This is a genomic window from Croceivirga radicis (assembly GCF_002072105.2).
Taxonomy (GTDB): Bacteria; Bacteroidota; Bacteroidia; order Flavobacteriales; family Flavobacteriaceae; genus Croceivirga; species Croceivirga radicis.
On the sequence record NZ_MTBC01000002.1, the window covers coordinates 330226 to 349765 of the forward strand.

A 19540-nucleotide genomic window follows, 5' to 3' on the forward strand; every position below is an offset into this window, starting at 1 on the left:
TTAAAAGAAAAGGAGAATGGAGAATAAGTTTGAAACCAATGCAATAAGAAATCAACTGGAACGGTCGCAATACCTAGAGCATTCCGTACCGATGTATGTTACCTCTAGTTTTGTTTTTGATGATGCTGAAGATATGCGTGCTTCTTTTGCCGAAGAAAAGGATAGAAACATTTATTCGCGCTACAGCAATCCCAATAACAATGAATTTGTGGCAAAGATTTGTGAGATGGAAGGTGCTGAGGCTGGTTTTGCATTTGCCTCTGGTATGGCTGCGGTTTTTTCCACGTTTGCGGCTTTGTTAGAAAGCGGAGACCACATTGTTGCCTCCAAAAGTATTTTTGGTTCAACACTTAATTTATTCAATTCTTTCTTACCTAAATGGAACATAGAAACCAGTTATTTTGGTGTTCATGAGGTAGACCAAATTGAAAGCCTTATAACAGAAAAAACCAAAATATTATATGCCGAATCACCTACCAATCCTGGGGTGGATATTGTGGATTTGGAAGTGCTTGGAACAATAGCTAAAAAGCACAACCTAATATTGATTATAGACAACTGTTTTGCTTCGCCCTATTTACAGCAGCCCATGAAATTTGGGGCCGATTTGGTCATTCATTCGGCTACTAAATTAATAGATGGTCAAGGAAGGGTTTTGGGCGGAATTACCGTAGGTAAGGCAGATTTAGTGGATAAGGTGTATCGTTTTTCTAGAATTACGGGGCCGGCACTTTCGCCCTTTAATGCTTGGGTGCTTTCCAAAAGTTTAGAAACCTTGGCGGTACGTGTAGATAGGCATTGTGAGAATGCCCTAAAGCTTGCAGAATATTTAGAAGCACACCCCAAGATTAATTGGGTTAAATATCCTTTTTTAAAGTCGCACCCAAAGTATGAAGTAGCCCTTAAGCAAATGAAAGCTGGTGGTTGTGTAGTAGCTTTTGAAGTTAAGGGCGGATTGGAAGCAGGCAGAAAATTCTTTGATTCCATTAAATTATTATCGTTATCTGCCAATTTAGGAGATGCCCGTAGTATTGTTACACATCCGGCTTCTACAACGCATAGTAAATTAACGCCAGAGCAGCGGTTAGAAGCAGGTATAACAGAAGGTGCTGTAAGGGTGTCTGTAGGTTTGGAACATATAGATGATATTATTGCTGATATAAGCCAAGCATTGGGATAAGCATTTTCACTATATTCGTGTTATGCTGTCCAAGAAAACCAAATACGGATTAAAGGCGTTGGCCTATCTGGCACAACAAGAGGGTAAAACCCCGGTGCAAATTGCAGAAATTGCTAAAGAAGAGAATATTTCCCAAAAGTTTTTAGAAAGTATTCTATTGTCTTTAAGGCGTAATGGATTTTTGGGTTCTAAAAAAGGAAAAGGCGGGGGCTATTATCTCATAAAAGAGCCCAAAGACATACCTATGACCACCGTTATGCGGGTCTTGGAAGGACCTATTGCCATGGTACCCTGTGTAAGCTTAAATTTTTATGAATCTTGTGATGATTGCCCAGATGAAGCTACTTGTTCCGTACATAAATTAATGCTTCAGGTTAGGGATAGTGCTTTGGATGTTTACAGAAATAACACCTTGGCAGACTTGTTATAAGGTAGATTTCGCCTTAAATTTTCTTAAAAATAGCACCAAAATTTTAATAATCTACTAAAATAGTAGGGTAAACGTGAAATTTAACCCTATTCTGCATTTTGGTTTAAAAAATTACCCTATGTTTGTATTCTCTAGTAAATAGATAGGATAATAAGATTATGATTGCAGATCAACTTGTTGTGGATTCCAAAAAAGAGAAAAGCACCTATGCTAAGGACAAAAATGCGGAGAGTCCAAAGCGCAGTATCGCTAAAAGTATAAGCTGGCGTATTGTAGGTACCATAGATACGGTAATTATTTCTTGGATAGTTACCGGTACGTTAACCTTAGCCTTTTCTATTGGTTTAATAGAGTTGGTAACCAAAATGGTACTATACTTTTTTCACGAACGTATTTGGAACAGCATAAGTTGGGGTAAAAAATAGTAAGCTATGTCAGAAGATCAATTACCAAAATGGAATGCGCAATTAAAAGGTATTCCGCCACAAGAAATCATAGCGTGGGCATTGCAGCACGGAGACAAACCTGTATTAACCACCAATTTTAGACCATATGAGGTAGCCATATTACATGCTGTAACAGACGTGGCTCCTAATATTCCTGTAATTTGGTGCGACACAGGTTATAACACACCTAACACATACAAGCACGCAGAAGAATTAATTGAGCGTTTAAAGTTGAACGTAAAATTATATGTGCCTAAACAAACCGTGGCACATAGAGATGCCGTTATGGGTATTCCGCAAATAGATGACCCAAGACATAAATTATTTACGGAGCAAGTAAAACTAGAACCTTTTCAAAGGGCGATGGCAGAGCATAAACCAGATGTGTGGTTTACCAACTTAAGAAAGGGTCAAACCGCACTTAGGGATTCTTTAGATATTTTAAGTTTAAGCAAAGATGGGGTTTTAAAAGTGAGTCCTTTTTATAACTATAGCGATGCTCAATTAGATGCTTATTTAAAACAACACAATTTACCGAACGAACATAAGTATTTTGATCCTACAAAGGTGTTAGAAAACCGTGAGTGTGGGTTGCATACCTAATAAATGAATAGAAAGAACACCAACTATGTTGGTTAAATAAAAATATGACCTTGGACACAGTAACAAAAGAAATTTCGGCAACGGATTCGCAAGTATTGGGCGCAACAGGAGATGTGGCGAATGCATTGGAAAACGAAGCTATCTATATTATAAGGGAAGTGGCAGCACAGTTTGAGAAACCAGTGCTGTTATTTTCTGGAGGTAAAGACTCTATAACTCTAGTACGCTTGGCGCAAAAAGCGTTTTGGCCAGCAAAAATTCCGTTCCCATTAATGCACATAGATACGGGGCATAACTTTCCAGAAACGATTGAATTTAGAGATAGGTTGGTAGAAGAATTGGGCTTGGAATTGATAGTGCGTAACGTACAAGATTCCATAGACCAAGGAAAGGTAAAGGAAGAAACGGGTAAGTATGCAAGTAGAAACATGCTGCAGACCACTACTTTATTAGATGCTATTGAAGAGTTTAAATTTGATGCGTGTATTGGTGGTGCTCGTAGAGACGAAGAAAAAGCACGAGCTAAAGAGCGTATTTTTTCTGTGCGAGATGATTTTGGGCAATGGGATGAAAAGAACCAACGTCCAGAATTGTTCGATATGTTGAATGGCCAAATAGAATTGGGGCAGAACGTACGTGTGTTTCCAATAAGTAACTGGACAGAGCTAGATGTTTGGAGCTATATAGAAAGAGAGCAAATAGAAATACCTTCTATCTATTTTGCACACCAACGTAAAATTTTCTTGAGAGATGGACTCATCTGGTCCGCAGAAGATGATGTTGTGTTTAGGGCAGAAGATGAGGTGGTAGAAGAACGTACCGTACGCTTTAGAACGGTAGGAGATATGTCTTGTACCGCCGCCGTGGAATCCAATGCAGATACTATAGCAAAAGTAGTGGCAGAAATTAGAGAATCCTCTATTTCTGAGCGTGGTGCCCGTATAGATGATAAGCGTTCTGAGGCCGCCATGGAGAAACGTAAACAACAAGGATATTTTTAATCTAGTTGATGGCCGTTGGTTGTTCGTTGCTACATTTTTACGAATACCACCAACAACTATGAACTAACAACGATAAACGAAATTGAAAGTTTTAAAATTAGCAACAGCAGGGAGTGTAGACGATGGTAAAAGTACCTTGATAGGACGTTTGCTATATGACACTAAATCTTTGACTACGGATAAATTAGAAGCCATAGAAAAAACCAGCAAGCAACGTGGTTATGACTATTTGGATTTTTCTTTGGCAACGGACGGTTTGGTGGCAGAGCGTGAGCAAGGTATAACTATAGATGTTGCCCATATTTATTTTTCTACACCAACCAAGAGTTACATTATAGCAGATACTCCAGGGCACGTAGAATATACTCGGAACATGGTTACCGGTGCTTCTACCTCGCAGGCGGCAATTATTTTGATTGATGCACGTAAAGGGGTTATTGAGCAAACCTACAGACACTTTTTCATCAATAATATGCTTCGTATTAAGGATGTCATCGTAGCTATCAATAAAATGGACTTGGTAGATTATGCAGAGGATACCTTTAACGCAATCAAAGCAGATTTTGAGGAATTAATGGCGAAGCGCGATTACCAAGACCAGAACATCACTTTTATTCCAGTAAGTGCATTAAAAGGAGATAACGTGGTTAACAAATCTGATGCCATGCCTTGGTACCAAGGGCAAACATTGCTTCAGCATTTAGAAGAATTAGATTTAAAAGATATCTACAATACAGGTACGCCTCGTTTTCCAGTGCAATATGTAATTCGTCCTAAAACAGACGATTATCATGATTTTCGTGGTTTTGCCGGTAAAGTGTACGGTGGCGAATTAAGTGTAGGGGACGAGGTGGTTGCCTTACCTTCACAAACGCGTTCTAAAATCAAGGAAATTTATTTTCACGATAAAAAGTTCCAAACGGCATCTAGGAGGTCTTCGGTAACCATTACGCTAGAAGATGAGATTAATGTGAGTAGAGGAGATATGTTGGTTAAGGCAGATGATTTGCCTCAGATAGAAAAGCAATTTACCGCAACGGTATCTTGGATGGATTCTGATCAACTTACTCCAGGTAAAAAATATGTGGTACAGCATGGGGTTAATAAGGTGTTGGCTAAAGTAGATGCCATTCATCATAAAATTAAACCAGACTATACGGGCATAGATGAGGAAGCGACTAGTTTGGGTATGAATGATATTGCAAAAGTGAGCTTTAAATTGAACAAGCCTATCTTTTACGATGCATTTAAAGACCATAGAACCAACGGTTCTTTTATATTGATAGATGCACAGTCTAACGCCACAGCTGGTGTTGGCTTTATAGAATAAAATGAAGTTCTGGAGCGTAAGGTTCCAGAATTTTTTAGACCAATAACCTATAAAATCTATAGGAAATATAAATTATTTAAAATACCACTTCCTCAAGTGAGTTTTCCGCTCTTTAGAGAGAGGTTTAAAGAGGATAGTAAAAGTTTAATTTAAATTACCGTAAAGTGCTCCTTCCCTTGGGGGAGGTCGGGGTGTGGCAATGCAAAGTTTTAGAACCGAAATAGAAAATCCAGTAGTAGAAAAGGATATCATTGAATTGGAGAAGAAGATTCGCCAATTTAAAGAAGGTAAGGTAGACGAGGAGCGCTTCCGTAGTCTTAGATTGGCCCGTGGGGTATATGGTCAAAGACAGCCGGGCGTGCAGATGATTCGTATAAAACTACCTTACGGCAAGGTTACTGCTAACCAATTGCTACGTATCTGTGATGTTTCGGACGAATTTTCTACCGGCCGTTTGCATATCACCACAAGACAAGACATTCAAATTCATTATGTGGATTTAGAGCGTACCCCAGAATTGTGGGCGCAGCTAGAAAAAGACGATGTTACCCTTAGAGAAGCTTGTGGTAATACGGTACGTAACGTAACCGCTAGCGAAACTGCTGGGATAGATTTAGCAGAACCTTTTGATGTTTCGCCATATGCACATGCTGTTTTTCAGTATTTTCTTAGAAACCCTATTGGGCAAGAAATGGGGCGTAAGTTCAAAGTTTCTTTTTCCGCTTCGGATGCAGATACGGGCTTGTCTTACATGCATGATTTAGGTTTCATAGCCAAAATTGAGAATGGTGTTAAAGGTTTCAAGGTGATGTTGGCCGGCGGTTTGGGTTCCCAACCAAGGCATGCAGACGAATTGTATAGCTTTTTGCCATCAGACCAAATAATTCCTTTAATGGAACAGGTTATTCGCGTTTTTGATAGATACGGGGAGCGTAAAAGTAGGGCCAAGGCAAGAATGAAGTTTTTGCTGAAAGACATCGGTTTAGATGCCTTTAAAGAATTACTAGAGCAAGAAAAAACAGCGGTACCACACCAAACCTACCCCATTGATGCTGAGTCATACCCAAAGGTAAACATCGCGCAGCCAAAAATTCCGACGGTAAAAATTAAAGAAACTTTAGCCTACGAGTTGTGGAAAAGCACTAACGTAATTCCACAAAAGCAAGAAGGCTATGTTGCTATTGGTATTAAAGTTTTATTGGGCGATTTCTATACGGACAAAGCAAGACAATTAGCGCATCTCGTAAAAGAATATGCAGCGGGTGAGTTACGCTTATCGCTACGTCAAAATATCTTAATTCCTTATGTTAAGGAGGAGCTGGTTCCTTACTTCTATCAAGAGTTAGAAAAACTTGGTTTTGTAGAAGCAGGATATAACAAAGCTTTGGACATTACGGCTTGCCCAGGTACGGATACGTGTAATTTGGGTATTGCCAGTAGTACCGGGATTGCAGCAGAACTAGAACGTGTAATTAAAGCAGAATACCCATCGTACATCAATAATCCAGATGTGGTAATTAAAATTAGTGGATGTATGAATGCCTGTGGGCAACACAATATGGCACACATCGGCTTTCAGGGGATGAGTGTACGTACCAAGGATAAATTAGTGGCACCGGCATTACAGGTATTGCTAGGTGGTGGCAACCACGGTAATGGTAACGGAACGTTTGCAGATAAAGTGGTTAAAGTGCCGTCTAAAAGAGGGCCGCAGGCATTGCGCTTAATCTTAGATGATTATGAAGCTAACGGACAAGGTAAATCTTTTGATGCGTATTATGCGGAAAAAGGTCAGCTGTACTTCTACGACTTTCTTAAAGAGTTAACAGATGTAGATAACCTTACCGCAGAAGATTTTATAGACTGGGGAAATACAGAAAAATATAAAAAAGAGATTGGTGTAGGGGAATGTGCAGGGGTTATCGTGGATTTGGTAGCTACGCTATTCTTTGAAAGCCAAGAAAAAATTGATAATGCTGCAGAAGCACTAGAGCAAGGTAAATGGGCGGCAAGTATTTACTATAGCTATCAGTCTATGGTTAATTCTGCAAAAGCCTTATTGACATCAGAAAAGACCAAGGTGAATACCCACAACAGTATCATTAAAGATTTTGATGCCTTGTTTGTTGCAACTAATAGAATAGATTTTGAAGGTGGTTTTAGTGATTTGGTTTTACAATTAAACCAAAACGAGCCAAACGAAACATTTGCTAAAAGTTATTTAGAAGATGCCAAGCAGGTATTGGCCAAATTAGAAGCATTTAGAAATCTAGAATTACAAGAAGCCTAAAAAATGAACCATAGTAACAATCATACAGCAAACACTACTCCATTTTCAGGGCCATTTGGGACCGCTGGTAGGCTTACTGTGGTAGGGGCCGGACCAGGAGACGCAGACCTCTTTACACTTAAAGGTATAAAAGCCTTAAAAAGTGCGGACGTAGTTCTGTTTGATGCCCTAGTGAACCCTGATTTATTGGAGTACGCCCCGCAAGCAGAACAAATTTTTGTAGGGAAACGCAAAGGTTGTTACAGCTATCAGCAAGAACAAATAAATGAGCTAATCGTACAACGTGGCCAAGAAGGAAAGCATGTAGTACGTCTTAAAGGTGGCGACCCATTTGTATTTGGTCGTGGAGCCGAAGAGATGGAATATGCGGCTGGCTTTGGTTTAGAGGTGGCTATGGTACCTGGGATTTCTTCCTCGGTATCCGTTCCTGCCTATCAAAATATTCCAGTAACTAAAAGAGGCGCGGCAGAAAGTTTTTGGGTAATTACGGGTACAACCAAGGAGCATAAATTGTCTAAAGATGTAGCACTAGCGGCAAAATCATCTGCAACAGTGGTAATTTTAATGGGCATGAGCAAATTGGGCGAAATCATGGCTTTATTTCAACAAGAAGGTAAATCAGAAACTCCAGTTGCCATTATACAAAATGGTACCAGAAAAGATGAAAAAATAGGTATTGGCACTGTTGCTTCTATAGAGTCCAAGGCAAAGGAGCAGCAGCTGTCCAATCCTGCAATTATTATTATAGGAGATGTGGTGGCGCATAGAGCGCGTATCTTAGCAGTACAACAAGAACAAAACGTACAAGCCTAATGGAACGCAATAACCTTTATCCCATTTTTCTAAAAACTTCGCAGTTAGAAGTGCTTATCATTGGTGGTGGATTTGTAGCCGAAGAAAAGTTACATTTTTTAACCAAGTCTAGTCCAGATGCAAAAGTAATCATGGTGTCTCCAATGTTTAGAGAAGCCACTACTGAATTGGCCAATGCATTTAATGTGACCATGATAACCGATGTTTATCATCCTAAATATTTGGAAGGTAAACATATGGTGGTGGCAACTACAGATGTACCTGAAGTGAATATACAGGTGTATAACGATTGCAGGGCTCAAAGTAAATTGGTGAATGTAGCGGACAACCCACCATTGTGCGATTTCTACATGGGCGGTATTGTTACCAAAGGGAACGTAAAAGTTGCTATTTCTACCAATGGAAAGTCGCCTACCACCGCAAAACGCTTACGTCAGTTTTTTGAGGAGGTAATTCCAGAAGACATAGACCAAATGGTAAAGAACCTAAATGAGTATAGAAAAACCATTAAGGGTGATTTTGAAGAGAAAGTAGACCAGATGAATCAGATTACGGAGAAGCTGGTCAACAAAAAATAAAAGGGCCGTACGTAATGGCGGTAAAAGAAAAAGAATTAGAAAAAGAAAATTAAAATAGATTGAAATTCCCGCGCTAGCGGAACCACAAAAGTAGATAACATGATAAAGACGGATATACTTATTATTGGTGCAGGACCAACAGGATTGTTCACTGTTTTTGAAGCAGGATTGTTAAAACTCAAATGCCATATTATAGATGCATTGCCACAACCGGGTGGGCAATGTTCGGAGATTTATCCTAAAAAACCTATTTATGATATTCCTGCTTATCCAGAAATTTTAGCGGGTGATTTGGTAGATCGCTTAATGGAGCAAATAAAACCTTTTGAGCCAGGATTTACCTTAGGGGAACGTGCAGAGACTTTAGACAAGCAAGAAGACGGTTCTTTTATTGTTACTACTAACTTAGGAACGCAACACCATGCGCCAGTGGTGGTAATTGCTGGTGGTTTGGGTTCTTTTGAGCCAAGAAAGCCGCAAATTCCAAATTTGGATATCTATGAAACCAAAGGTGTGGAATACATGATAAAAGACCCAGAAGTGTATCGCGATAAAAAAGTGGTAATTGCTGGAGGTGGAGATTCTGCCCTAGATTGGTCTATTTTCTTGGCAGATGTAGCCTCAGAGGTACATTTGGTACACCGTAGAAACGAATTCCGTGGCGCTTTAGACTCCGTTGAGAAAGCGAGAGAATTAGCGCAGGTTGGTAAAATTAAGTTACACACCAAGGCAGAGGTGAAAGAACTGCATGGTGCGGATACTTTAGAAGCGGTAGTTGTTAAATCTACAGAAGAAGGTGTGGAGCCCAAGTATGTAGAAACCGATTATTTTATTCCGTTGTTTGGTCTGTCTCCTAAATTAGGACCTATAGGTAGTTGGGGCTTAGAGATAGAAAAGAACGCTATTAAAGTGAACAATGCCAAAGATTACCAGACCAATATACCGGGTGTGTTTGCCATTGGTGATGTAAATACGTACGAAGGTAAACTTAAACTAATCTTATCGGGCTTTCATGAAGCAGCGGTAATGTGTCAATATGCCTATCAAATTATAAATCCGGATAAACGATTTGTAATGAAGTATACCACGGTTGGCGGGGTAGAAGGATTTGATGGATCCAAGAAAGAAGCCAAAAAAGAGGTGGTGCAAAGTATCGTCTAAAATCTTAGATGAGTTTGAGTTAGCGAGCCTCCTTACCAAGGGAGGCTTTTTTGTGATAAAAGAAACGGTTTTTTTGTATTTAATCCGTAAGGGCCTTTTCTTTGCACGCAGTTCATTAAAAATAATGTAGGTTATCAAGAAAGGTGGAGGGAATAGACCCGTTGAAACCTTAGCAACCCTTGCTTTAACTAGTATAAGCAATGAAGGTGCTACATTCTACTTCATATTTAGATAGATTCAACTCTGTTGAAAATCGTTAAAGCCTTTATGAAGAAGGATAACAAAAACAACAGTCTTTTGTGTACCCTTGTAACTTTGCTAACCTACTAAAATAATACGTCGCCAATATTGGTGACCTTTGTAGTTATGAAGATTGAAGAAGTTTTAAAGGAGCGCATATTAGTTTTGGATGGTGCTATGGGTACCATGTTACAACGCTATAAGTTTACCGAAGAGGATTTTAGGGGAGAACGTTTTAAAGACTGGCCAAGTCCTTTACAAGGAAATAACGATTTATTATCCATAACCCAGCCCGAAGCTATTGCCACAGTACATGCCAAGTATTTCGCCGCTGGTGCGGATATTGTAGAAACCAATACTTTTTCTGGCACTACCATTGCTATGGAAGATTACGGCATGCAAGATTTGGTGTACGAACTTAATTATGAATCGGCCAAAATAGCCAAGCGTGTTGCGGAAGAATTTACTGCCAAAGAGCCACAAAAGCCAAGGTTTGTGGCTGGTAGTATTGGTCCAACCAACAAAACGGCCAGTATGAGCCCAGATGTTAACGACCCTGGATTTAGAGCTATTTCTTTTGATGAGTTGCGCGTGGCATACAAACAACAAGTAGAGGCATTGTTAGATGGTGGTGCGGATTTACTTTTGGTAGAAACCATATTTGATACCCTAAATGCCAAAGCAGCGCTTTTTGCCATAGAAGAGGTAAAAGAAGAGCGCAACATAGAAGTACCCATCATGGTCAGCGGTACTATTACAGATGCTTCTGGTAGAACCTTATCTGGACAAACCGCGGAAGCATTTTTGATTTCAATTTCGCATTTACCCATACTAAGTGTAGGTTTTAATTGTGCTTTGGGTGCTAAGCAATTAACGCCCCATTTAGAGGTAATTTCCGCAAAGTCAGAATTTTTCACCTCTGCACACCCTAATGCTGGTCTACCAAATGCTTTTGGTGAGTATGATGAAACGCCAGAAGAAATGGCCGCACAAATAAAAGAATATTTAGATAAAAACTTAGTGAATATTGTGGGTGGATGCTGTGGAACAACACCGGAGCATATAAAGGCTATTGCTGATTTAGTGAAAAATTATAAACCTCGACCAATTGCTTTTGCTAGCATTTAATCCAAGAACAAGTTCGAAAAGGAACAACGAAGAATGAGTAAGAATCGACGTGTACTACGATTATCAGGCCTAGAACCCTTGGTCATAACCCCAGAAAGTAACTTTATAAATGTAGGGGAGCGTACCAATGTGGCGGGTTCTAAGCGTTTTTTGCGTTTAATAAAAGAAGAAAAGTTCGAAGAAGCTTTGGATGTTGCCAGGCATCAGGTAGAAGGAGGCGCACAGATAATAGATATTAACATGGATGACGGTCTTATTGATGGTAAGGCTGCCATGGTAAAGTACCTGAATTTAATAATCGCCGAGCCAGATATTGCCCGTGTGCCTATAATGATAGATAGTTCTAAATGGGAAATTATAGAGGCCGGTTTGCAAGTGGTGCAAGGTAAATGTGTCGTTAATTCCATTAGCTTAAAAGAAGGGGAGGCAGAGTTCATACACCACGCCAAATTGATTAAGAGATACGGTGCGGCCGTGATTGTCATGGCATTTGATGAGGTTGGGCAGGCAGATACGTATCAAAGACGAATAGAAATAGCAGAACGTTCGTACCGAATTTTGGTAGATAAAGTAAAATTTGCTCCAGAAGACATCATTTTCGATTTAAACATTTTTCCTGTAGCCACGGGAATGGAAGAACACCGAAAAAACGCAATCGATTTTATCGAGGCTACCCGTTGGGTGCGCCAAAACTTGCCGTATTGTAGTGTAAGCGGTGGGGTAAGTAACGTTTCCTTCTCGTTTAGGGGTAATAATCCCGTTAGGGAAGCCATGCATTCTGTGTTTTTGTACCATGCTATCAAGGCAGGGATGAATATAGGTATTGTAAACCCAACTATGTTAGAGGTTTATGATGATATCCCTAAAGACCTTTTAGAACACGTTGAGGATGTGATTTTAGATAGAAGGGATGATGCTACAGAGCGGTTATTGGAGTTTGCTGAAACCTTTCAAGGAAAAACCAAAGAAAGCACGGTAGATTTATCGTGGCGAGAAGAGCCATTGCAAGACCGTATTACCAGAGCCTTGGTAAAAGGTATTGACCAATATATAATTGAAGATGTAGAAGAGGCCAGACAACAGGCAGCAAAACCATTGCACGTTATTGAAGGCAATTTAATGACCGGTATGAATGTGGTGGGCGACTTGTTCGGAAGCGGTAAAATGTTTTTGCCACAGGTGGTAAAATCTGCTCGTGTAATGAAAAAAGCGGTTGCCTACCTTACACCTTACATTGAAGCGTCTAAAGACAAATCTACGGGGGCAAACGGAAAGGTGCTTATGGCCACGGTAAAAGGCGATGTGCACGATATTGGTAAAAATATCGTATCAGTGGTATTGGCTTGTAACAATTATGAGATTGTAGATTTAGGAGTGATGGTACCGCCAGAGGTAATTATAAACCGTGCTATAGAAGAACAGGTAGATGTTATTGGTCTTAGCGGATTAATTACGCCTTCTTTGGATGAGATGGTTTTCTTGGCCAAAGAAATGGAGCGTCAAAACTTTAATGTGCCCTTATTGATAGGTGGGGCAACCACCAGTAAAGCACATACCGCGGTTAAAATAGACCCGGTGTATAAACATGCCGTTGTGCATGTAAATGATGCATCTAGAGCGGTAACCGTGGTGGGCGATTTACTTCAAAAAGAATCTTCAGATACTTATAAAAAGTCGGTAAAGCTAGATTACGAGAGCTTTAGGGAAAAGTTTTTAAATCGTTCCAAGCATAAAGAATATCTGACTTTGGAACAGGCTAGAGCTAATAAACTAAAAATCGATTTTAAGCCAGAAGACATTGTAGAGCCAAAGGTTTTAGGAACTACGGTTTTAGAGGATTTTGATTTGCGAGAGCTGGTAGACTTTATAGACTGGACACCGTTTTTTAGAAGCTGGGATTTACATGGTAAATATCCAGACATTTTAGAAGATAAAGTGGTTGGTGCACAAGCAACAGAATTGTTTTCAGATGCGCAGAAAATGCTCGTAGAAATATTAGAACAAGAATTGCTCAAGGGAAAAGCCACTTTTGGATTGTTTCCTGCCAATCAGATAAACGATGATGACATTGAATTGGGCGTACCAGGTAATGAAACCACTGTTTTTAGAACACTAAGGCAGCAAACCAAAAAACGAGATGGAGTGCCAAATATCGCGTTAGCAGATTTTATTGCACCCAAGGAAAGTGGATTACAAGATTATATTGGCTGTTTCTGTGTTTCGGCAGGGTTTGGAACCAAAGAATTAGCAGAAAAGTATGAGGCTGCACATGACGACTATTCGAGTATAATGGTCAAGGCATTAGCAGACCGTTTGGCAGAGGCATTTGCAGAATATTTGCACAAAGAGGTGCGTACCAAGTATTGGGGTTACGCCAAAGCCGAGAATTTAGACAATACGGAACTAATCAAAGAAAGTTATCGTGGTATACGCCCTGCACCGGGTTACCCTGCCTGTCCAGATCATTTAGAGAAGCTAACCATATGGGAATTGATGCAGGTAAAAGAAACTATTGGTGTAGAATTAACAGATAGTTTGGCCATGTGGCCTGCAGCCAGTGTAAGTGGCTATTATTTTGCGCATCCAGAGGCAAAATACTTTGGGTTAGGAAAGATAAAAGAAGATCAAGTGTACGATTTTGCCAATCGAAAAGGTATAGAAAAGGAAGTTGCAGAAAGATGGTTGGCACCTAATATTGCAGAAGCTCCTTAACCCGCCAAGGGTAATATTGATTATAGCGATTAAAGTTTGAAAACTAACAACTAAATATGGTCCCCATAAAAGCCCTATTTCGTTCTGAAAGGGCAAGGGGAGAGGCTTATGAAGGTAACCGAACACATAGCAAACGCCAAAGGAGAAACGTTATTCAGTTTTGAAATTGTACCTCCGGTAAAAGGGAAAAACATACAAGATTTGTATGATAATATAGACCCGTTAATGGAGTTTAAACCTCCATTTATAGACGTTACTACCTCAAGGGAAGAGTACGTTTACATAGAAAAAAATGGCCTCTTGGAGAAAAAGGTTACACGTATGCGTCCAGGTACCGTTGGTATCTGTGCGTCTTTACAATACAAATACAATGTAGATACCGTGCCCCATGTATTATGTGGCGGTTTTACCAAAGAGGAGACGGAATATATGTTGGTAGATTGCCAATATTTGGGGATAGACAATGTTATGGCGCTACGTGGGGATGCCATGAAAGGAGAGCAATATTTTAGTCCTTGTGAAGGTGGGCATAGCTATGCCAAAGGTTTGGTAGAACAAATTGCAGCTCTAAACCAAGGTAAGTATTTAATTGACGAATTAAAGATGGAGCATACACCAAATTTCTGTATTGGTGTGGCGGGTTATCCAGAAAAACATTTGGAGGCGCCAAGTCTTCAAAATGATTTAAAACGATTAAAAGAAAAGGTAGATGCAGGGGCAGACTATGTGGTAACCCAAATGTTTTTTGATAATAAAAAGTATTTTGAATTTGTAGATGCCGCAAGGGCTATGGGTATTACCATTCCCATAATACCAGGTATAAAGCCATTGGCCGTTCAAAAGCATTTGCGTTTGTTGCCACAAGTGTTCTGGGTAAATTTACCAGAAGATTTAATAGATGCGGTAGAGGCTTGCCCAGATAACAAAGCGGTAAGGCAAGTGGGTATAGAATGGGCCATACAGCAATCTAAAGAATTAAAAGATGCTGGCGTTCCTGTATTGCATTATTACTCTATGGGTAAATCTAGCAATATTAAGGCTATTGCGGCCGCCTTGTTTTAATTAACATAACCCTTGTGCATATCTTTGGTAGATTGCCCTAGTATTAAATACCTTTGGGGGCTTATGAAAAAAGCTTGGATACTTTTTTTCTTGGTTTTGCCATTATGCGCAATGGCACAGCAAAAACAAGATGCTCCACATTTTGTACTAGAGGCCAATCAGTTTTATGGTTCTGTACTATTACACAACACAGATATTTCGCACTTAATTACCAACCATCCGGGCGGTGTTATTTTAGGATTTAATAGAAAACGCTTTGGCAAACAAAAGTGGGAAGCAGATTTTGGTTATCCAGATACGGGTTTCACCTTTGTGTATCAAGATATGAACAGTGCTACTCTAGGAGAGCATTTTGGGCTCTATGCGCATTACAATTTCTATTTCCTTAAACGAAATTTACAGTTTAGAGTAGCACAAGGCATTAGCTACAATACCAATCCGTACGATAAAGCCAATAACTTTAGGAACAATGCATACGGTTCTCATTTATTGAGTTCTACAATGGTAATGCTTAATTACAACAAGGAGCGACTTATTGACCGTTTTGGTGTTAAGGCGGGTTTGTCTTTAATCCATTATTCCAATGCTAATTTTAAGGCACCCAACACCTCTACCAATACTTTTGCGTTCAATTTGGGTGTTACGTACGATTTAAATGCGGAAGATAGACCAGATTTCATCACGTATGATAAGGAACCAAAATATACGGAGCCAATTAAGTTGAATTTGGTTTTGCGTGGCGGCGTTAATGAGAGCGATGTGGTAAATAGTGGCCAGTATGGTTTTATAATTGCATCTGCATATGCAGACAAACGTCTGGGAAGAAAAAGCGCTATTCAATTTGGGGCAGATGCTTTCTTTTCTAATTTTTTAAAGGAACTTATTGCGTTTCAAGCAACTTCTTTTCCAGAAATGGATGTTCAGGTAGATGATGATTACAAACGTGTAGGATTATTTCTGGGGCATGAGCTGTTTGTAAACAAACTAAGTGTGGTTACCCAATTAGGCTATTATGTGTACTATCCTTTTGATTTTGAAGGTAAAGTCTACAATAGAGTAGGTTTAAAACGTTACTTTGGCAATAAGGTTTTTGGTGCAGTTACCTTAAAATCTCATGGTGCGGCCGCAGAGGCGTTGGAATTTGGTATTGGAGTACGATTATAATTTAGGATGATGCAGAGAAGAAAATTAATAGTAGTTTTTTATAGTGCGATGGCGCTTTTCTTTCTAGGTTGTAATTCAGAAGATGCTTCGGATTGTTTTCAAAATGCAGGCGATTTGCAACAGGTTGAAGTTGCTTTGCCCAACTTTACCAAGATAACTGTATTTGAGCAACTGAACTTAGTACTTAAACAAGGGCCAGAACAGAAGGTTGTCATAGAATCAGGGGAATATCTTTTAAATGAAATTTCTGCGGAAGTTGAAGAGGGGCGTTTAATTGTACAGAATGAAAATGGCTGTAACCTGCTTCGGGATTATGCGTTGTCTACGGTATATGTTACAGCGCCCAATATAGAGGAAATACGAAGCAGCACCGGGCTTACCATTTCTAGTGATGGCGTATTAAGTTATCCTACGCTTCGCTTGGTCTCGGAAAGTTTTATTAATCCAGATACGGAAACCACAGATGGTTCTTTTGAACTCGATTTAAATACCACAACCGTGTCTATAGTGGTAAACGGAATAGCATACTTCAATCTTAAAGGCAATTCTACCAACCTTGATATAACTATTGCCGCTGGAGATACGCGTATTGAAGCGCAAGAACTTATAACTACCAATGTAAATCTAAACCATAGGGGTTCCAATGACATTTTGGTAAATCCGCAAGAACGCCTAATAGGGGTTATTAGAGGCTATGGAGATGTACTAAGTTTTAATAGGCCAGAAACGGTTAGGGTAACAGAAGAATTTAGGGGAAAACTTATTTTTAAAGACTAGTATGGCTTGGTGGAATACCCTTTTTGGCATTTTTAACCGTAAAAAACCAGTGTCACTGGCCAACTTGGAAGGGAAATCCTATGTAAATTCCGCTTTAGGCAATTTGGTTTTAGAAAATAAAGTGCCGAGTATTTCTGTTACCATACTCAAAGAAGGAAAAGTTTATTTACAGAAAGGCTATGCCAATAACAGCCTGCAGCAAGAAGCCATTGAGCCCGAGCATTCGATGTTTAGAATTGCTAGTATTTCTAAATGTATAACGGGATTGGCATTTGGTAAAATGGTAGAGCAAGGCTTGGTTTCTTGGGACGATTCTTTTTACAAGCATGTGCCTGATTATCCTAAAAAAAAATATGACTTTACGCTCAGACAATTAGCAAGTCACACCGCGGGAATACGTAGTTACAAGGGTAAGGAATATGCTTGGAACAAGCCATGGGAGATAGCAGAGAGTATTACTTTTTTTAAAGACGACCCCTTAGTCTTTGAACCTGGGAAGGGGTATTTGTACAACAGTTTAGATTTTGTTTTACTCGCTATAGCGCTACAAAATGCTGCAAAAATGCCTTTTGAAGATTATGTAAGTAAAGAAATTCTAACTCCGTTAGAAATGCATCAAACTAAATCTCCAAGAAGGGTGGTAGATACTGTGCCGTTTTTTACACGATGCGGATTGAGTTTCAGAGCGGCAAGTGAGGTGGATAATTATTATAAACTGGCTGGAGGTGGTTATTTGTCTACGAGTGCGGATATTGCCAAATTGGGACAGGAGCTGCTGCAGCAAATCTTATTGAAGCCAGAAACGTATAAAGAGTTGCTGACCGCCCAAGAGGTAAATGGTAAAAGCACGTATTACGGATTAGGTTTTCAGGTAAGTCAAGATATTTTAGGTAGAAAATATGTTGGCCATATTGGCAACAGTGTTGGCGCTTATTCCAATTTATTCGTTTACCCAGAACAGCAACTGGTCGCGGTTTTACTTACCAATTGTACAGACCCCAAGGTGCAACCGTTTTGGGATGATATTTTGACCAAAATAGCCTAATTTATTTATCGGCTTCTGCCGCAAAAGCTTCGCAAAGCTCTAGCGTCTCTTGTACGTCTGCTAGGGTGGTACGGGGATTAATTAAACACATACGCAACACAATTTGATTGTTTAAAATGGTGGTTACCAATAATGCCTTTTGTGAGCTAACTACCTTCTCAGATATATACTGGTTAAGCTTGTCTAACTTTTTAGCAGAATAATTCTTGCCGATGGGGTTGTACCTAAAGTTGATAATAGCTAAGGTTGCTGGGTGTACTATTTCCCACAGACTACTTTTTCTCATCTGTTCTTCTAGCTGTTCTGCCAAGTCCATATTGTACGCAATAGCATCACGAAACGATTGCAAACCGTAGGTTTTGATAGACATATAGAATTTTAACGCACGGAAACGTCTGGTAAGCTGTATACCTAAATCATAAAAATTAATTTCAGAGGTATTTCCCTCTACATCTCGCAGGTATTCTGGTTTTTCTGTGAAGGTGTGGCTTAAATGTTTGTGATTTCTAACCAATAAACATCCCATTTCATAAGGTTGGTACAACCACTTATGTGGGTCAATGGTAACAGAATCTGCTTTTTCTATGCCTTTTAGTGCCGTTTTACCTTTAGGCGCTAAAATAGCCGCACCACCATAGGCACCATCAATATGAAACCAAATATCTTCTTTCTTGCAAATGGCAGCCAATTCCGTAAGTGGGTCTACTGTACCTGTATTGGTAGTGCCTGCGGTACCAATTAGGCAAAATGGTTGTAAACCTGCTAAACGGTCTTTGGCAATGGCATTTTTTAGTTTGTTAATTGGGAAGTTAAATTCACTATCCGTAGGTATAATCCGTACTTGTTCTTCTCTAAAACCAATTACGCGAATGGCCTTTATATTAGAACTGTGCGCCTGGTCTGATAAATAAATTACGGCTTTAGAAAAGTCTTTTCCGCATTTTATATTACGGGCGGTGGTTAAAGCGGTTAAATTGGCCATGGAACCACCAGAAGTAAATATTCCGCCGCCTTTCTTTTTAGGAAAGCCGAAAATCTTTAACAGCCATTGTATGGTAATAATCTCTAGCTCTGCAGCGGCTGGGGATGCAGACCATCCGCCAGAGAAAACATTAAAACCGGTTGCCAATGCATCTGCCATAACGCTCACATAATTACTTGGGCCAGGTACAAAAGAATAGGCTTTAGGGTGAGAAAGCAAGGTGCTATTGGCCATAACATTCTTTAAAACAAATTCTAACACTTTTTGTGCGTCCATTCCTTTTTCTGGGGCTTCTTCCAAAAAAATAGAATCCATTTCTGCACGTGTACCTACAGCTACCGGTAGCTTTTTATCTTGGGTAAGATGATGGTCCACAATGGCATCTACAATTTTGTACCCCAAAGATTTCATCTCTTCTTTAGACAGTTCTAAACGTGGATTAGACTTGCTCATGCAATAGAATTTATTTTTTGCAAAGATACCCATCGCCCTAGGCTAATAAAACTTTACTGCAGTATTCTTTTAAAAGAACCCAGAAAGATGAGGTTAACTGATATATATCATATTTAACCTAAGCAAACCCAGATACTTTTACACT

16 protein-coding genes, 1 pseudogene and 1 riboswitch are annotated in these 19540 nt (G+C 39.6%); of the genes and pseudogenes, 16 read left to right on the forward strand and 1 reads right to left on the reverse strand.

Features of this window, described 5'->3' with window-relative positions:
* Positions 1 to 16: 16 nt before the first annotated feature.
* The 16 genes and pseudogenes from BUL40_RS04335 (at position 17) to BUL40_RS04410 (ending at position 17960) form a co-directional block, all read left to right on the forward strand.
* Positions 17 to 1180 (forward strand): trans-sulfuration enzyme family protein, encoded by a 1164-nt coding sequence (locus BUL40_RS04335; RefSeq protein ID WP_080318215.1) that lies wholly within the window; start codon positions 17 to 19, stop codon positions 1178 to 1180.
* A 22-nt stretch (positions 1181 to 1202) separates the two neighbouring features.
* Entirely contained in the window at positions 1203 to 1610 is a 408-nt protein-coding gene (locus BUL40_RS04340) for an RrF2 family transcriptional regulator (protein ID WP_010519083.1), read from the forward strand.
* Positions 1611 to 1768: 158 nt separating this feature from the next.
* Positions 1769 to 2035 carry a DUF2061 domain-containing protein gene (locus tag BUL40_RS04345; protein WP_010519084.1) on the forward strand — a complete coding sequence of 89 codons (267 nt, stop codon included), beginning with the start codon at positions 1769 to 1771 and terminating at the stop codon, positions 2033 to 2035.
* A gap of 6 nt (positions 2036 to 2041) precedes the next feature.
* The gene (locus BUL40_RS04350) at positions 2042 to 2659 is read left to right on the forward strand and encodes a phosphoadenosine phosphosulfate reductase domain-containing protein (RefSeq protein ID WP_010519085.1); all 618 of its coding nucleotides are present in this window, start codon (positions 2042 to 2044) and stop codon (positions 2657 to 2659) included.
* Between the two features lie 44 nt (positions 2660 to 2703).
* Positions 2704 to 3660 carry a sulfate adenylyltransferase subunit CysD gene (gene cysD / locus BUL40_RS04355; RefSeq protein WP_010519086.1) on the forward strand — a complete coding sequence of 319 codons (957 nt, stop codon included), beginning with the start codon at positions 2704 to 2706 and terminating at the stop codon, positions 3658 to 3660.
* A gap of 82 nt (positions 3661 to 3742) precedes the next feature.
* A complete protein-coding gene (locus BUL40_RS04360) occupies positions 3743 to 4990 on the forward strand; it encodes a sulfate adenylyltransferase subunit 1 (RefSeq protein ID WP_080318216.1) in 1248 nt (415 codons plus the stop codon).
* A 199-nt stretch (positions 4991 to 5189) separates the two neighbouring features.
* On the forward strand, positions 5190 to 7280 hold the full coding sequence (locus tag BUL40_RS04365) for a HEPN domain-containing protein (RefSeq protein WP_080318217.1): 2091 nt from the start codon (positions 5190 to 5192) through the stop codon (positions 7278 to 7280).
* A gap of 3 nt (positions 7281 to 7283) precedes the next feature.
* A complete protein-coding gene (cobA, locus tag BUL40_RS04370; protein ID WP_080318218.1) occupies positions 7284 to 8093 on the forward strand; it encodes a uroporphyrinogen-III C-methyltransferase in 810 nt (269 codons plus the stop codon).
* A complete protein-coding gene (locus BUL40_RS04375) occupies positions 8093 to 8671 on the forward strand; it encodes a precorrin-2 dehydrogenase/sirohydrochlorin ferrochelatase family protein (protein ID WP_080318219.1) in 579 nt (192 codons plus the stop codon). The genes cobA and BUL40_RS04375 overlap by 1 nt, the downstream gene beginning before the upstream one ends.
* Positions 8672 to 8770: 99 nt before the next feature.
* Complete coding sequence (locus tag BUL40_RS04380; protein ID WP_080318220.1) at positions 8771 to 9832, forward strand: NAD(P)/FAD-dependent oxidoreductase; 1062 nt, start codon at positions 8771 to 8773, stop codon at positions 9830 to 9832.
* Positions 9833 to 9960: 128 nt separating this feature from the next.
* A riboswitch (SAM riboswitch) is annotated at positions 9961 to 10070 on the forward strand.
* A 128-nt stretch (positions 10071 to 10198) separates the two neighbouring features.
* On the forward strand, positions 10199 to 11200 hold the full coding sequence (locus BUL40_RS04385; RefSeq protein WP_080318221.1) for a homocysteine S-methyltransferase family protein: 1002 nt from the start codon (positions 10199 to 10201) through the stop codon (positions 11198 to 11200).
* Positions 11201 to 11221: 21 nt separating this feature from the next.
* Positions 11222 to 13912 (forward strand): annotated as a pseudogene (gene metH / locus BUL40_RS04390) (methionine synthase); the annotation flags it as partial.
* 108 nt (positions 13913 to 14020) lie between these two features.
* Positions 14021 to 14974 (forward strand): methylenetetrahydrofolate reductase [NAD(P)H], encoded by a 954-nt coding sequence (gene metF / locus BUL40_RS04395; RefSeq protein WP_010519095.1) that lies wholly within the window; start codon positions 14021 to 14023, stop codon positions 14972 to 14974.
* 63 nt (positions 14975 to 15037) lie between these two features.
* Entirely contained in the window at positions 15038 to 16138 is a 1101-nt protein-coding gene (locus BUL40_RS04400) for an acyloxyacyl hydrolase (protein ID WP_080318223.1), read from the forward strand.
* Positions 16139 to 16144: 6 nt separating this feature from the next.
* Positions 16145 to 16915, forward strand: a complete 771-nt coding sequence (locus BUL40_RS04405; protein ID WP_317044006.1) for a head GIN domain-containing protein — start codon at positions 16145 to 16147, stop codon at positions 16913 to 16915.
* A gap of 1 nt (position 16916) precedes the next feature.
* Entirely contained in the window at positions 16917 to 17960 is a 1044-nt protein-coding gene (locus BUL40_RS04410; RefSeq protein WP_080318224.1) for a serine hydrolase domain-containing protein, read from the forward strand.
* A gap of 1 nt (position 17961) precedes the next feature.
* On the opposite strand, the gene BUL40_RS04415 is transcribed toward BUL40_RS04410, so the two are convergent.
* The gene (locus BUL40_RS04415) at positions 17962 to 19395 is read right to left on the reverse strand and encodes a pyridoxal phosphate-dependent decarboxylase family protein (protein ID WP_080318225.1); all 1434 of its coding nucleotides are present in this window, start codon (positions 19393 to 19395) and stop codon (positions 17962 to 17964) included.
* Between the last annotated feature and the right edge of the window lie 145 nt (positions 19396 to 19540).